The 14,439-nt window shown below is 35.8% G+C and carries 17 protein-coding genes and 1 pseudogene; 7 read left to right on the top strand and 11 right to left on the bottom strand.

The annotated features are described in order from the left end of the window. Positions 1-3: 3 nt before the first annotated feature. Together A2U94_RS15775 and A2U94_RS15770 are read right to left on the bottom strand one after the other, a co-directional pair. Positions 4-621 (bottom strand): NUDIX hydrolase, encoded by a 618-nt coding sequence (locus A2U94_RS15775; RefSeq protein WP_025908670.1) that lies wholly within the window; start codon positions 619-621, stop codon positions 4-6. 102 nt (positions 622-723) lie between these two features. After that, a complete protein-coding gene (locus tag A2U94_RS15770) occupies positions 724-915 on the bottom strand; it encodes an SE1561 family protein (protein ID WP_025908669.1) in 192 nt (63 codons plus the stop codon). A 182-nt stretch (positions 916-1,097) separates the two neighbouring features. On the opposite strand from A2U94_RS15770, the gene yfkAB reads away from it, so the two are divergent. Beyond that, positions 1,098-2,216, top strand: a complete 1,119-nt coding sequence (gene yfkAB / locus A2U94_RS15765; RefSeq protein ID WP_025908668.1) for a radical SAM/CxCxxxxC motif protein YfkAB — start codon at positions 1,098-1,100, stop codon at positions 2,214-2,216. 39 nt (positions 2,217-2,255) lie between these two features. Here the strand turns inward: yfkAB and A2U94_RS15760 are convergent, their stop codons facing one another. Both A2U94_RS15760 and cax read right to left on the bottom strand, forming a co-directional pair. Continuing rightward, a complete protein-coding gene (locus A2U94_RS15760) occupies positions 2,256-3,068 on the bottom strand; it encodes a YfkD famly protein (protein WP_025908667.1) in 813 nt (270 codons plus the stop codon). 130 nt (positions 3,069-3,198) lie between these two features. Beyond that, on the bottom strand, positions 3,199-4,251 hold the full coding sequence (cax, locus tag A2U94_RS15755; protein WP_025908666.1) for a calcium/proton exchanger: 1,053 nt from the start codon (positions 4,249-4,251) through the stop codon (positions 3,199-3,201). Positions 4,252-4,433: 182 nt separating this feature from the next. Here cax and A2U94_RS15750 point away from each other — a divergent pair, with 182 nt between their 5' ends. Then, on the top strand, positions 4,434-4,865 hold the full coding sequence (locus A2U94_RS15750) for a pyridoxamine 5'-phosphate oxidase family protein (protein WP_374699995.1): 432 nt from the start codon (positions 4,434-4,436) through the stop codon (positions 4,863-4,865). A 208-nt stretch (positions 4,866-5,073) separates the two neighbouring features. Beyond that, positions 5,074-6,624 carry an alpha-amylase gene (gene amyS / locus A2U94_RS15745; RefSeq protein ID WP_035320278.1) on the top strand — a complete coding sequence of 517 codons (1,551 nt, stop codon included), beginning with the start codon at positions 5,074-5,076 and terminating at the stop codon, positions 6,622-6,624. Between the two features lie 174 nt (positions 6,625-6,798). Here the strand turns inward: amyS and A2U94_RS15740 are convergent, their stop codons facing one another. From A2U94_RS15740 to A2U94_RS15720, 6 genes and pseudogenes are all read right to left on the bottom strand, one after another. Next, the gene (locus A2U94_RS15740; protein ID WP_160169868.1) at positions 6,799-7,140 is read right to left on the bottom strand and encodes a DUF3969 family protein; all 342 of its coding nucleotides are present in this window, start codon (positions 7,138-7,140) and stop codon (positions 6,799-6,801) included. Between the two features lie 257 nt (positions 7,141-7,397). Then, a pseudogene (locus A2U94_RS20790) lies at positions 7,398-7,523 on the bottom strand (IS6 family transposase); the annotation flags it as partial. 416 nt (positions 7,524-7,939) lie between these two features. Continuing rightward, positions 7,940-9,064, bottom strand: coding sequence for an IS4 family transposase (locus A2U94_RS15735; protein ID WP_062954718.1), 1,125 nt, complete (start codon positions 9,062-9,064; stop codon positions 7,940-7,942). Positions 9,065-9,316: 252 nt separating this feature from the next. Continuing rightward, positions 9,317-9,781 carry a DUF6773 family protein gene (locus tag A2U94_RS15730; protein WP_025907488.1) on the bottom strand — a complete coding sequence of 155 codons (465 nt, stop codon included), beginning with the start codon at positions 9,779-9,781 and terminating at the stop codon, positions 9,317-9,319. Between the two features lies 1 nt (position 9,782). Next, positions 9,783-9,980, bottom strand: a complete 198-nt coding sequence (locus A2U94_RS15725; RefSeq protein WP_025907489.1) for a helix-turn-helix transcriptional regulator — start codon at positions 9,978-9,980, stop codon at positions 9,783-9,785. A gap of 163 nt (positions 9,981-10,143) precedes the next feature. Continuing rightward, positions 10,144-11,859 (bottom strand): ABC transporter ATP-binding protein, encoded by a 1,716-nt coding sequence (locus A2U94_RS15720; RefSeq protein WP_025907490.1) that lies wholly within the window; start codon positions 11,857-11,859, stop codon positions 10,144-10,146. A 212-nt stretch (positions 11,860-12,071) separates the two neighbouring features. Between A2U94_RS15720 and A2U94_RS22250 the strand changes: the two genes are divergently transcribed. From A2U94_RS22250 to A2U94_RS15715, 4 genes are all read left to right on the top strand, one after another. Further along, positions 12,072-12,155, top strand: coding sequence for a GatA family leaderless bacteriocin (locus A2U94_RS22250; RefSeq protein ID WP_197473410.1), 84 nt, complete (start codon positions 12,072-12,074; stop codon positions 12,153-12,155). 39 nt (positions 12,156-12,194) lie between these two features. Beyond that, positions 12,195-12,284: a leaderless bacteriocin gene (locus A2U94_RS21610; RefSeq protein WP_197473408.1), complete on the top strand. Its 90-nt coding sequence runs from the start codon at positions 12,195-12,197 to the stop codon at positions 12,282-12,284. A 37-nt stretch (positions 12,285-12,321) separates the two neighbouring features. Then, positions 12,322-12,417 carry a GatB family leaderless bacteriocin gene (locus A2U94_RS21605; protein WP_197473407.1) on the top strand — a complete coding sequence of 32 codons (96 nt, stop codon included), beginning with the start codon at positions 12,322-12,324 and terminating at the stop codon, positions 12,415-12,417. 353 nt (positions 12,418-12,770) lie between these two features. Then, positions 12,771-12,965, top strand: coding sequence for a hypothetical protein (locus tag A2U94_RS15715; RefSeq protein ID WP_025907491.1), 195 nt, complete (start codon positions 12,771-12,773; stop codon positions 12,963-12,965). Between the two features lie 265 nt (positions 12,966-13,230). Here the strand turns inward: A2U94_RS15715 and A2U94_RS15710 are convergent, their stop codons facing one another. Continuing rightward, positions 13,231-14,283 (bottom strand): aldose epimerase family protein, encoded by a 1,053-nt coding sequence (locus tag A2U94_RS15710; RefSeq protein ID WP_025907493.1) that lies wholly within the window; start codon positions 14,281-14,283, stop codon positions 13,231-13,233. Between the last annotated feature and the right edge of the window lie 156 nt (positions 14,284-14,439).

Raw genomic sequence — 14,439 nt, 5'->3', positions numbered from 1 at the left:
CCATTAATCAAAATATGTAGGTACATTCGCTTCTTTAACACAGTCAAACATCTGCTTAATTTGGCTTTCTGTATTACGTTCTACGGATAATGGGGGTAGCTCGTCCTCAGCAAAAAAGCCAACATCACTCGTTTCCATTCCTGACTCGCCACTTCCCCCAGTAATTTCACATTGAATAAATAGCTTATAAACGTGATAAGGTGACGGTGGATGAGGATGACATTTTTTATCTAAAACAGCAAGTAACTTGATGGGCTGAACGTTATATCCTGCTTCTTCTCTCACTTCTTTTACAGCCACTTCTTTAGCCGTTAGACCAATATCAGCCCAGCCGCCAGGAAGTGCCCAGTGGCCATCTAGCTTCTCTTTTACCATAAGAATCTTATTGCCTTTAAAAATGACCGCTCGTACATCCACTTTGGGCGTGGCGTACCCCGTTTCATTCGCAAATAATTCTTTTACTACTTTCTGAGGTGTCCCCGTTTGTTTAGCCATCATTTCTATACTGAGATCTCGAATCATTTCAAAACGCTCAATATCGTACATGTCTTTTGAATAAGTTAATCCTGCCTGTGCAATCGCTTGAAGCTCTTTTGCCCAGTCTAACCACTTTATTTCCATGATTCATCCCTCCCACTTTTTAGCATATCGAATTGATAACGAAACATAAAGATTTTCAATCCATAAAAAAAACGAAAGGACTCTTTAGCCCTTTCGCTTATCTTATTTATTATCGTCGCTCTTTTTAAACTGCTCACACTTTAATTCAAGGTCATCAATCATTGTGATTAACCGATCGATATCTTCAAGCTCCGTTGTTTCAGGTTCAATTGAGTCAAGCACCTGCATAAACATATTTAAACGTTCTTTTAGATAGCGAACTTGTGATTCTGAATCATGTACTGCATTTCCCATCCTTGTCTACACCTTCTCATGATAAATTTAAATGCGCTTTTCTACTTTAATAAAAGAAATAATTTCTTTTATCGTAACGAATGCTTTTGCATTTGACAACTAAAAGCATTGGATTTCATAATAGTCACTAGTGTCCTTTTTAAGCTAGGTAACACGTTGAATGAAAAAAAGGAGTTTTTGTGATGACCACTTTACAAAAGATCACGCCGTCTTATGACCCGTGGGAAGCTTATTTAGATATAAAAGATTACGGAAAACCAACCTTAACAAACGTTGAGTTCACAACAACAACGCTGTGTAACATGCGCTGTGAGCACTGTGCGGTTGGCTACACGCTTCAGCCAAAAGACCCGAATGCTTTACCTCTTGATTTGATTTTAAAACGCTTGGATGAAGTACCAACTCTTCGCGCTCTAAGTATCACAGGCGGCGAACCGATGATGTCTTTGAAATCTGTCAAAAACTACGTAGTGCCTCTTTTAAAGTATGCGCATGAACGCGGCATTCGTACACAGATTAATTCAAATTTAACGCTTGATTTAGCGCGCTATGAGCTTATTATTCCATACCTTGATGTTTTACATATCTCACACAACTGGGGAACAATGGATGACTTTGTTGAAGCAGGGTTTGCTATGATGGACCGAAAACCAACATACGAGCAGCGCGCTAAATATTTTGATCGCATGATTGAAAATAGTCGTGCGCTGGTAAAGGCTGGCGTAACGGTATCAGCTGAAACAATGCTCAACAAACGTACGCTTCCTCATATGGAAAAGATCCATCGTCAAATCGTTGATGAAATGCTTTGTCAGCGTCACGAAGTGCATCCAATGTACCCAAGCGACTTCGCAAGCGCGCTTGAAACACTGTCATTACAAGACATGCGCAACGCCATTCATCACCTGCTTGATATCCGTGATGAAAACGTTTGGATGCTTTTTGGTACGCTGCCGTTCTATGCGTGTAACGATAACGAAGAAGATCAAGCGTTGTTAAAGCGTTTATACAGCAGCAAAAACGTAACGGTTCGCAACGATCCAGACGGCCGTTCTCGCTTAAACGTGAACATTTTTGATGGCGATATTATCGTTACGGACTTTGGCGATACGCCTCCGCTTGGCAACATTCAAGATACAAAGCTGCAGGATGCGTTTGACACATGGCAGCAGTCATCGATTTCAAAAGAACTTAGCTGTCACTGCTCAGCTGTTTCCTGTCTTGGACCAAACATTCTGGTGAAAAACAGCTACTATAAAGACACGGACTTTTCAACACGCAAAGCGTTGATTATGAAGTAAGAAAAACCTCTCCAATAAGCTGGAGAGGTTTTCTTTTGATTAACGTGGCTGGTCGTATGAACCAAAGCTTAAGGATACGTAATCTTGGACTGGAATCCACGCACCAATACCTTGTGACGTTACGTTTTTTACAACAATCATGCGCTTGCTGCCTTTCATGGTCAAATAGACTTCACCATACGTTACTTTTCCTTTTTCATGAACGGCTGGTGTATATGCGTAGAGGTATCCAACCTTTTTGGGTGCGATATTATATACTTGATCTTTTTTCGTACCTGCACCGATAATCGTTTGGAATGATAACGTTAGATTTGTTTTCTTTGAAGCTGTTAAAAGCATCATTTGCTTTACGTGGTCCGCTTCGTTAATACGAGACGTTAAGCCACCTTTTACAATGCTTTGGGATTCTTGGTTATAGTGCATTTGCTGCTGGGACTTCCCTGAACGATTATCATAATGATTTGTGTTTACCTTTTGATACTGCCAGTTCACGCTTGTTGCTTCGGATTCATAGTTAAGCGGCCATTGACCGAGATAAATCGTTGCTCGAAAACCAATTGCCCAAGGTGTCTTTGAAATGGATGTTTCATTTAAAATACGAATTAAGTCCGGATTTTGAATTGGCACATTGGACGTTTCAAGCAATTCTTGAGACAGTTCACTTGGCTGTAAATAAGGCGTATCTTGACTCGTATTTGGATTTGTATTCTCCTTTGCAATATGAAGCGTAGAACTAGGAATTTGCACAGTTGTGCTTGGCGTTTTCGTCTCCTTGTTTTTCGCTTCTGTTGTATGCAAACCTGAAAATGACAAGAAAATAGCGAACGTTACGATAGTTAATTGACGTAGCATATAAGAGCTCCTTTCAACCTCATAAATAGATGTATGCATAGTTTTTTCAAAGGAATAGCTCTTTATCCTGTTTTAGCCAAAGGGAATTATAACCAAAAAAAGCCGAACACTCCTCCAGCTCGACTTTTTCTTAGATTAAATAAAACCCAATTCCCATAATGATGTATGCACCTAATAAAACGGCACCTTCAAACCAGTTTGTATCTCCGTCATTTGAGATGGCCACAGTGACAAAGACTGCTGTTACCATGGCAATAAGCTCTGGCCACGTAAAGACAAGTGGCATTTGCTCCTCAAAAAGCAAAGAGATTAACACCAATACAGGGGCTACAAACATAGCTACCTGAAGCGTAGAGCCAATCGCAATCTCAACGGCCACACCCATCTTATTTTTCACAGCCATAATAATTGCAGATGCGTGCTCGGCTGCGTTTCCAACGATGGCCACGATAATAACCCCGATAAACAGCTCACTCCAGCCGAAGCGAAGCGCAACCGTTTCAATTGTATGTACTAAGCTCTCTGCCACGTAAGCAACAGCGACGGTCGCAAGCAGCAGGACAAGGATTGCTCTACCTTTTGACCATTCTGGCTCTTCGTGTTCTTCCGTTTGCTCGCTTTTATGCTGATATACACCGCGGTGCGTTACTAGTTTAAATAATAGTGCGGCTAAGTAAAGAAGAATTAACGTGATTGATACGCCAACGCTTAGTACCATCGTCTTTTGATTATTCATTCCTTGAGAGAATACTTCTGGAATAACAAAAGCTACAATCACTGCAAAAATTAACAATCCAGAGTTATGACGCGCATCGTATACGTTAAATTCCTGACGCTTAAACTTTAATCCTCCAATAAAGAAAGATAAGCCCCCAACAAGAAGCAGATTTCCCAAAACAGAACCCGTTAATGAAGCTAATACAACGCCGATCAATCCAGCTTTTAATGCGAAAATAGAAATGATAAGTTCAACGGCATTACCAAACGTTGCGTTTAACAATCCTCCGATTCGCGGTCCTGCGACCACAGCCAGACTTTCCGTAGCGCGCCCCATATATGCTGCCAAAGCTATAATGGTCAAGCAAAACACTGCAAACATGAGAACCTGCGACCAGTGCAGAAGATTACCAATCACCGATAGCGGAACACCAATGAGCACCATTATAAAAAACACTCGATTCATTCATATGCACCTACTTCTCTAAGTTAAATCCATTCACTCTACAAGCTTCGTCTTTCTAACGCTTGTTTATTCATTATCACTGTTACCTCTTTATTTTTTAAAGTTAAACTTTTTTGTGAACAAAATAAATTCTTCTTTAAGAAAATGTTTAAAAAAAGGCCAAACTAGCAAAAGTAAGAAAGATGAAGAAAGGAATTGAGCATATGTCAGATGTAAAACAAAAAGTACTATCTATTTTAGATAACTATAAGGTTGGCACGCTTGCCACAATCCAAAATAACAAACCCTATTCTCGCTTTATGATGTTTTCTCACGACGACCTTGTACTTTACACAGCAACAAACAAAAACACGCACAAGGTTGACGACATTCAATCTAATCCATACGTTCATATTCTCCTCGGCTATGACGGCCAAGGCTGGAATGATCCGTATGTTGAAATCGAAGCAAAAGCTCTAATTGAAGACAACAAAGAACTAAAAGAAACGTTTTGGAACGACCATTTAAAAGAATGGATTAACAGCCCAGACGACCCAAACTACGTGCTCCTTCAGCTAACACCTGAAAATATTCGCTACTTCGAAAAAGCAGGTAGCGAACCTGAAGAGTTATAATCCTTTAAAAAGCTCAAACAAGAAATTTCTTGTTTGAGCTTTTTTATGCTTTTAGCTTTATATAGTCAATAAAGCTGATGAATTTTTATTTTTTTAAAAAACTAGATAACTTTCTTTCTTTTTTTTTGAAAAAAAGAAGGATTTTTTGTTGTTCATCTCTAAACCCTCTTTTGGTAACGTTTACAAAAAAAGTGAAGGGGATGGAAATGTGAGAACAAAAAGTTCAAGAACATGGTTTAGTTTACTTCTTGCTTTATTGATTTTTGTGCCAACGGTTGCACCGAATCATAAAGCGGAAGCAGCAGCGCAAAACGGAACGATGATGCAATACTTTGAATGGTACGTGCCCAATGATGGCCAACACTGGAACCGATTGCGCAATGATGCGGCATACTTAAAAAGCATAGGTGTTTCGGCTGTTTGGACACCTCCTGCTTATAAAGGTACAAGCCAAAATGATGTTGGATATGGCGCTTATGATCTCTATGATTTAGGGGAATTCAATCAAAAAGGAACGATTCGAACAAAGTACGGAACAAAAGCAGAATTAAAATCAGCGGTTAGTACTCTCAAATCAAACGGCATTCAAGTATATGGAGATGTCGTTATGAATCATAAAGGTGGCGCTGACTATACTGAAAACGTAACAGCAGTTGAAGTAAACCCTTCTAACCGAAATCAAGAAACTTCAGATGAATATACCATCCAAGCGTGGACTGGCTTTAACTTTCCAGGTCGCGGGACTACGCACAGTCCATTTAAATGGCAGTGGTATCATTTTGATGGAACGGACTGGGATCAATCACGAAACGCCAGCCGCATTTTTAAATTCCGTGGAACAGGAAAAGCGTGGGACTGGGAAGTATCAAGTGAAAACGGCAACTATGATTATTTAATGTATGCTGACCTTGATTTTGATCACCCCGATGTTGGGAACGAAATGAAGAACTGGGGCGTATGGTACGCAAACGAAGTCGGCTTAGACGGCTTTCGCTTAGACGCAGTGAAACATATTAAGCATTCCTACTTAGGGGATTGGGTCAACCATGTTCGTACGAAAACCGGAAAAGAAATGTTTACAGTGGCAGAGTACTGGCAAAACGATGTGAATGCCATTAATAACTACCTAGCAAAGGTAAACTATAACCATTCTGTCTTTGATGCACCTCTTCACTACAATTTCCATTATGCTTCTCAGTCTGGTGGAAATTACGATATGAGAAATTTATTAAACGGAACGGTTGTTGCTGCACACCCAACAAAGGCCGTAACGTTAGTTGAAAATCACGATTCACAGCCAGGTCAGTCCCTAGAATCCGTTGTACAGCCTTGGTTTAAACCGCTAGCCTATGCGTTTATCCTAACAAGAGCAGAAGGTTACCCAAGCATATTTTACGGTGACATGTACGGTACAAAAGGAAACAGTTCATATGAGATCCCAGCTTTAAAAACAAAGATAGAGCCTCTATTAAAAGCTCGTAAAGATTACGCATACGGTACGCAGCACAATTATATGGACCACTGGGACGTAATTGGCTGGACGCGAGAAGGAGACAGCACAAAAGAAAAATCTGGTCTTGCAACGCTTGTTACAGATGGAGCTGGCGGATCAAAATGGATGTATGTTGGAAAACAAAACGCTGGTGAGGTTTGGTACGACATTACAGGTAATCGAACAGATAAGATTACGATTAATACAGATGGATGGGGGAATTTCCAAGTAAACGGTGGATCCGTATCTGTTTACGTTCAGCAATAAAAACAACAAAAATAAGCTCTGCGGTGAAGCATTATCCCGCAGAGCTTTTTAATAGTTAACTTATCGTTGAAAGAAGCTCAAAATTAACTTCTAATTAATTTTAAAATTGACTACTTATTAAAAAGGAGCTCTTAAAACGCCTGTATAAACGTTTAAGAACTCACTAGTATTAATTTAATATTTTCTTATTACTTTATCTTGCAATTTATATTCTTTTCTCTTTTTTAATAAATTGATACTTTTTTCTTTTATTTCTATTAAACTTTCAGATAATTTCTCAGGTATCAAACTTTCTACATCCTCTAATTCCGTTCCCAGGTGTATAACTTCTAATAATTCTTTCAAAACTCCCATAGAATCTACTAATGTCATTACGTAAGGACTAAATAAAAATTTTTCAGCTTCTTCTATTGTTATAAAATTTCCGTCTAGCCCTTCAATTAAACCTATAACATTTAAAAGTAATATTTTTTCTAACTCTTCTTTACTTGTAGCATTCAAAGATAATTGATTCATATTCTTATTTAACACTCCAACCACTTTTGACTTTAACATCATATACTAAACCTGATTTACTTTGGAAGTAATGAATGGAAATCTTCTTACCATCTTTATCATATCCGTCCTTATAAACCTTTTTCCATGTTCCAGCTTCAATTTGTCTTAATTCCTCCAATAAGGATTTATTATTATCTGTTACATTCTTAGTGGTTCTGGTGCAAATACTGAAGAAAGATATAAAGAGGTGAAAATCTCCCTAGTAGAATCTAGTCTTAAGTAGCAATTCCAAATAGTTCATGGATGAACTCCACTTGATTTTGGGCAGACTTGTCTCGTGAAATAAGTTGCCCTTTTTTTATCATATGCATCGCTTCTATTCCACAAATAATAGATGTAGCTGGACGTTGGATTTTCATCAACGACAATTCACACTTTTCATTACGGTGAGTGTATTTTCATGAACCAAAATGCTTCAATTTTTCTATCAAGTAGTATAAAATAACTATTTTCTATTAGTAAATGAATAGCATTACGTTACTTATCATATAGCCTTGTTTTTGTGCTGTTATATGTTGCAGCAGTACTAGTGTGCGCTCTATTGCTAACTAATTTTAAAAAAGGAACTTCCAATAACGAACTATAGTTAGTCAAGCAAGAATATAATCCATATCACTAACGTCGCATAAATATTGACTGAATTTTCCGTTTTATTATTTTTCCGTTTGAGAAGAAAAATGAAGACACGTGAACAGAGGTAGTAATCATCCATTTTTTACTATAACCTTTGGCGAGGGCGACAGAGACGGTTAAACCTTTACGGGACAGCTCTTCCTGCTATTTTTCGAATCCAAATGTGTGCGGATTTCCACGGTGCTGCTTTTAACAACCGACTAATTTGTAAGTACGTCCGTGAACTGTTTGTACCCAACTGAGCCAGTACGTTTAAACAGTAGACAATCATCGCGATGTACACTTGATTATGGACAGCTTGTTCGCTTTGTCCGTAGAACTTTTTGATGTTCAAGTGTTGTTTCATCCACTTGAAAAACAGCTCGATTGCCCAGTGTGATTTGTACAGTTCAGCGAGTTCATCCGCATTTAAGTCGAAACGATTCGTGATGAGGTGCAGCTCATTCCCTTTTGAATCCATCACTTTCAGTAGTCGAAACTCATTACCAGCCCGACTTTGTGCTGTGCCCAAAGAAATCATTTCATCTGATAAAACAGTTGAATTTTTTGGAAGGTGAAATTTCTCGATTTGATGTGTAACGGCGTTTTTTCGTAAGCGTGAGACAAAGAAATACCCGTCGTCTGTCATACGGTCAAATTGCTTGTAATCCAAGTAACCACGGTCAAAAACATACATGCACTCTTTGTCGTCAACAAGTACTTCTAGCTGACCTCGATCATGTTCAATCGCATTCGTTAACACCGCTTTATCCGGGTATGAACAGCCCTTTTCTAAGTAAACAAGACGTAAATGGAGCTTAATGCCTGATTTTGTTTTGCGGAATTCAGCCCATTTATGATTGTTCAGGTTCAATGGTAACGTACTTGAGTCGATGATTTTCAGTGGTGTTGTCATTTTCCGTCGCTTTTCAAAATGCGTTTTCTTATGAATTTGCGCGACTAAATCTAGAAACACCTGCTGGAACACCTCTGTCGGCACTTGATTTAGCCGGCGTCCCAGTTGCGAAAAGCTAATTGATTCTAGTTCGGTTGCTTTTTGTAGGTCATCCGAGAATAACGTATCACTAACCGCACGTAGACTTTCGGTTTCGTTGAGTTGTGCGAATACGAGTAATTTCAAGAATGAAGCAATGTACAGCTTCTTTGTATAGTAATTTAATTGATAGGCTTCCACAAGTTCCTCTAGTTTTGTGGAGGAAATCGGTGAAAGCCATTGTTCAAATGATGTTTTTCGTGTAAACTTATCCATGTGTATGTCCTTTATTTTGGATTTGGATGGTTTACTACCACCCAACCATTATAAAGGATTTTTTTGTGCATGAATAATATTGCAGAAAATTCAGATTTATAAAGGGCTTTGAATTATTTTAATGCGACGCTAGTGAATCCATATACTATTAAAATTTATGTTGTGTTTTATTCAACCAAAAAAACTCGATTTCTTTAATATAGAATTCTAAAGAAATCGAGTTTAATATTTTTAAATATTAAACAAAAATGATTAAGTATTTTTTTGAAAAGCTTTACTAATGATTATACTTAAACCATACATAATTGCAGCCAGCACAATAAATACCAGTATACTTAAAGTCCAATCATATACACCCGAAGGAATTAAAGATGTATCCTGGACAACCTTTTTCCATAATACATAGAAGAAAAAAGTCACTAAGAAAGAATATTCTTCAATATTATTTTTTCTTTTTTCTTCTTTTTCTAACAAATGATCTTTAGTAATCTTCATAAAAGATTGACGTATAAAAACATAAATAATGTATGTAACAACAAGAATCAGACTCAATACCCATTCGGACAAAGGACGGTCCATAAAAATTCCTCTAACAACTAAATCAATAAATGCTAACAAAGCTATTAAAATGCCTGCTTCAGAATACGATTTCTGTTCCAATACCTTTATTCTTTCATCATCGTATTCAGCAATGCTAAATAATTTCCTTAAGCTCATTTTACATTTCCTCCCAAAATAGTTCATCTAATGTTTTATCCAAATTCCTAGCTAAATCTAAACATAACTTTAAAGATGGATTATATTTTCCAGCTTCAATTAGACCGATTGTTTGCCTTGTAACATTAACTTTATCGGCAAGGTCTTTTTGAGTTAGATTTTTTTCCATTCTAGCTAATTTAATTCTATTTAAAGACATAAAAATATCCTCCATGTTAGTAACATATAAATTACTTATGTAATTTATATGTTACAACAAGATGAGGATTTTTTCAACATTTTTTCTTTAAATTGTAAAAAAAACAAACGTTTACCATTATAAATAGCAAGAATTACTTTTTTCATTTCAATCACCTCTTTGTCTAAGATGCAGTAGATTGTTTATATACAAGGCTTTGGTATAAATCATTATCACACACTAGTTCTTGATGAGTACCAATTCCAGATATATTTCCATCATTAATAACAATAATTTGATTAGCATTTTTAACAGTAGAAATACGATGAGCAATAACGATAGTAGTACGATTATACATTAATTTTTCAATTGCTCTAGTAATTACACTTTCAGATTGTGAATCAAGGTTTGCAGTTGCCTCATCTAATAACAAGAATGGTGTATTCCTTAAAAACGCTCTAGCTATAGCTATTCTTTGTCTTTGTCCCCCAGAAAGATTAACTCCTCGTTCACCTAACTTCGTATCATAACCTTCAGGAAGTTCTTTAATAAAAGAATGGCAATTTGCTAAAATGCAGGCTTTAGTAATTTCATCTTGGGATATATCACCAATTGTCCCATATAAAATATTTTCTTTTATTGTACCCGCCATCAAAGGAGAATCTTGAGATACATAACTAAACATTTTTCTCCATTTATCTATATTAATATCCATATGAGATTTTCCATTTAAATAAATTTCGCCTTCATGTGGGTGATAAAAACGTTCTAATAAGAAAAATAAAGTTGATTTACCGGATCCACTGGAACCGACTATTGCAGTTAAAGTATTAGGTTTAATAGTAAAAGATATATTCTTTAGAATTGGTTTATTATCATATTTAAAACTAACATTATGTAAAGTTAAATCACCAAATGATGGTTCGCTATTACTTTGTAAATCTCGTTCTTCCTTTTCTTTTAAAATATCAAATATTCGTTTTGTTGCACCTGTAGCTGACTTTAGATTTGTAATAAATCTACCAATAGTGGTAACTGGAGCAACTATTTGAAAAAGATAAAGGATAAATGCCAATAATTCTCCAGAAGAAATATAACCTGACTGAACTCTGTAAGCACCATATACAGTAACTAACAGAATTGTCGAAGTAATAACAATACTTAATAATGGTATTAAAATCGCCTCTATTTTAGTAGCACGAACTCCATTCTTATAAAGAGATAACATATATTCCTCACCAGATTTATATTCCAAACCTTCAGCGCTATATGATTTAACTAATCTGATTTCACTAAGTATCTTAGATAAGTAACCTGTGAATTTTGACATATATTCTTGTCTTTCATAAGATACTCTTTCTATTACTGCACTAATTGGAAGAATAACCAGAAGTACTACTGGTATAACTGATAATAAAACCAAAGTCATAGGTACATCTAAAAAGAACAAGATAATTACAGCACCTACGATAGATAACATTCCAGAAAACAAATCAGCCATTTCAGTAGATAATAAATTCATCGTAACAGTTGTATCATTAGTTACCCTACTTACAACTTCTCCCGATTGATTTTTATTGTAAAAATCAACCTCTAATTTTAATAACTTATCCCATATTCTCTTTCTAATATTCAAAACTACACGTTGTCCAACAATTCCAAGAAAATATATTGATAATGACATAGACAACAATTCTAGAATAAATAGTATGATCATTTTTAACAACAGTTCGTAAGAAAAACCATTAACTATAGCATCTAACTGTGATTTTAGTACCAAAGGTATTATTAAAGATGTTGCGGTATTAACTACACTTAAAAATACACCTAAATAAAGCATGAACTTAGGTGGATTAGTTTCTTTCCAAAGATCTCTTAAAGTTCCATTCTTCAAATCCATACGTTTTCAACCTCTATTTTTATTTTCGGATAATTTAAACTTTTTGTTAATCTTTAAATTAAAATTAAATTATTGACTTAATTCAAAAAATATATTAATCTTCTAAACAAGGTCAATATTACCATATAGATACATTTTTTCCAAGTTAAAAACAAAAAATGTTATTTATATGATTACAAAGACCCTATTATATTGAAAGGGAGGTATATAATATGTGGAAAGCTATTGGTAAAGCAGCTTTAAGAGGTACAGCTGGTCTTCTAGGTTGGGAAGCAGGAGAAAGAATTTTCAGATAATAAAAAAATAATTGTTACATAATAATAAGAAAGGTGGAAATGTCAATGCTTAAAATGGTTGGAAAAGCGTTTCTTGGTGGAGCAGCTGGTGGCGCTACATACGGTGCATTAAAAAAGATTTTTGGTTAATGAGTTAAATATATATAGAAAAATAGAGGTGATATAAATGGGAGCGCTTTTAAAAGCTGGTTTAAAGGTAATTGGTGGCGGTGCAGCTACTGGAGCTGGAGCATATGGAATCGGAAGACTTTTTGGAAAATAATTACCAAAGGAAATAATGCAACTTATTCCCTTTGATCAAGTGGACATATATAATTTACATAAGAAATATATATATGTCATTTTAATCTAAAATCCGTAAAATGTAAAGTAATATTAAAAAAGAAACTTTTACATATTTATTTAGGTGGTGCAAATGCATGTGGCGCGTAGCTAAATCAATCGCATGGTGGATTCTTCCTTTAGAAAGAGGATAAATCACGATTAATTTTTAATTATAGAAAGAAGCATGGACAATTGTCCATGCTTCTTTCTATAATTAAAAATGAGTTACAAAGTTAATATTTAACTATATGTTATGGTGATAAATATTTATTTTAAAAAAGGAGATTAAACATGAACCAATCGACAAGTTATAAGAAATTTAGTATTTATTTCAATATTATTATTATTTTATTTTCATTAGGTCTTGTTACTTCAACTTTAATTAATTATAAAGAGCTAGATAGAGGATTGCTTTATATAATACTTGGTATAATAATTGGTACAAGCAGCATTATAAAGATCTATAAAGAATTTAAACAAAGATAACATATATAAACTTTGCTTACATAATCATGCTCTCCTCAACTCATCTAAAAAACCCTTGTGTATCAAGGGTTTTTTTACTTTATCGCTTGCCCAGTTTCTTATAAACCTTTAATTTATCAACATTTTCAGTAGATTGGTATTCTTTCTTTTTAATATTCCTCATGATATTTATGTCTGCTTGATGATAAAAACACCTCTCCTTCATATAACATTATTTCTTTTAAGAAAAAACTCCCACTAAAAATTCCGCAGAGCTTTTTAATAGTTAACTCTCAACCGTCGCAAATCGATACATCGTATTTGCAGAGTAAACTTTGTTTTTTTCTAATACAATAGACGGAAATTCTGCATGATGAATAGCATTTGGTAAATTCTGCGTCTCTAAGCATAAACCGAGGTATTCATGACTTTTCACATCGCGAATCATGCCTGTATTTTCAAGCATATTCGCCGTATATAACACGACGCACGGCTGGTCTGTTTCTACAATAAGCTTGCGCCCGCTATCATAATCAACCACCGTTATTTCTTCGTTTTGATTCTCGCTCAGTAAAAACGGATGATCGTAGCCATTGCCAACCTTCACATTTTGAGGATGCTGAGATTCTACGCCTGCTCGAACCTTCTTCCCTTTTCTAAGATCAAACGCAGTATCCGTTACGTTTACTTTTTCACCCGTAGGAAGCATGATATCGTTAAGCTCTAAAAAAGCATCACTCTTCATTGTTAATTCATGCTCTAAAACGTCTCTTTTGACGTTTCCACTTAAGTTAAAGTACGTATGGTTCGTCATATTCAGCAGCGTATCTTGATCTGAAATCCCCTGATATGATAATTTGAGCTCATTCTCGTTCGTAAGCGTATACATTACACTGACTTTTAAATTACCTGGATACCCATTTTCACCGTCTGGGCTATCATATGTAAACGTAACGCTTACCTCATCCTGATTTTCTTTCACTTCAGCATTCCAAATGACGTGGCTAAACGCTTTGTCTCCACCATGAAGATGCTTCTCCCTTTCATTTTTTGAAAGCTCATACGTCTTATTCGCAATTTCCACTTTAGCTGGATGGATTCTTCCTGCTACCCGTCCGACAACTGCCCCAAAGTAAGCCGTGTTATGAAGGTAGCCTTCTACTGAATCATAGCCTAGTACCACGTTTTCAACCTTTCCAGCTTGATCTGGCACCTGAATTTTAGTAATGATGCCTCCCAAGCTAATACACGTTACGGACATATTGTTATCGTTAGTCATCGTGTATGCCATCACTTCTTGACCGTGTAGTTCTCCAAACAAGCATTGTGTAATGTTCATCTGCTTCCCCTCTGTTTCATTAGTATATGTAATGCGTAAGTATAATTGAAAGTATATCATTACTAGATAATTTATTGCTAAAAGTAGTCTTTAGCAAACATAAAAAAGAGCAGAAAAACATGTATTCTTCCACTCTTTTCTCTATTGCTAATAGTA

The organism is Bacillus sp. VT 712, from assembly GCF_001614195.1.
Classification (GTDB): domain Bacteria; phylum Bacillota; class Bacilli; order Bacillales; family Bacillaceae_H; genus Priestia; species Priestia flexa.
This window is presented reverse-complemented; position numbering and strand designations above follow the sequence as displayed.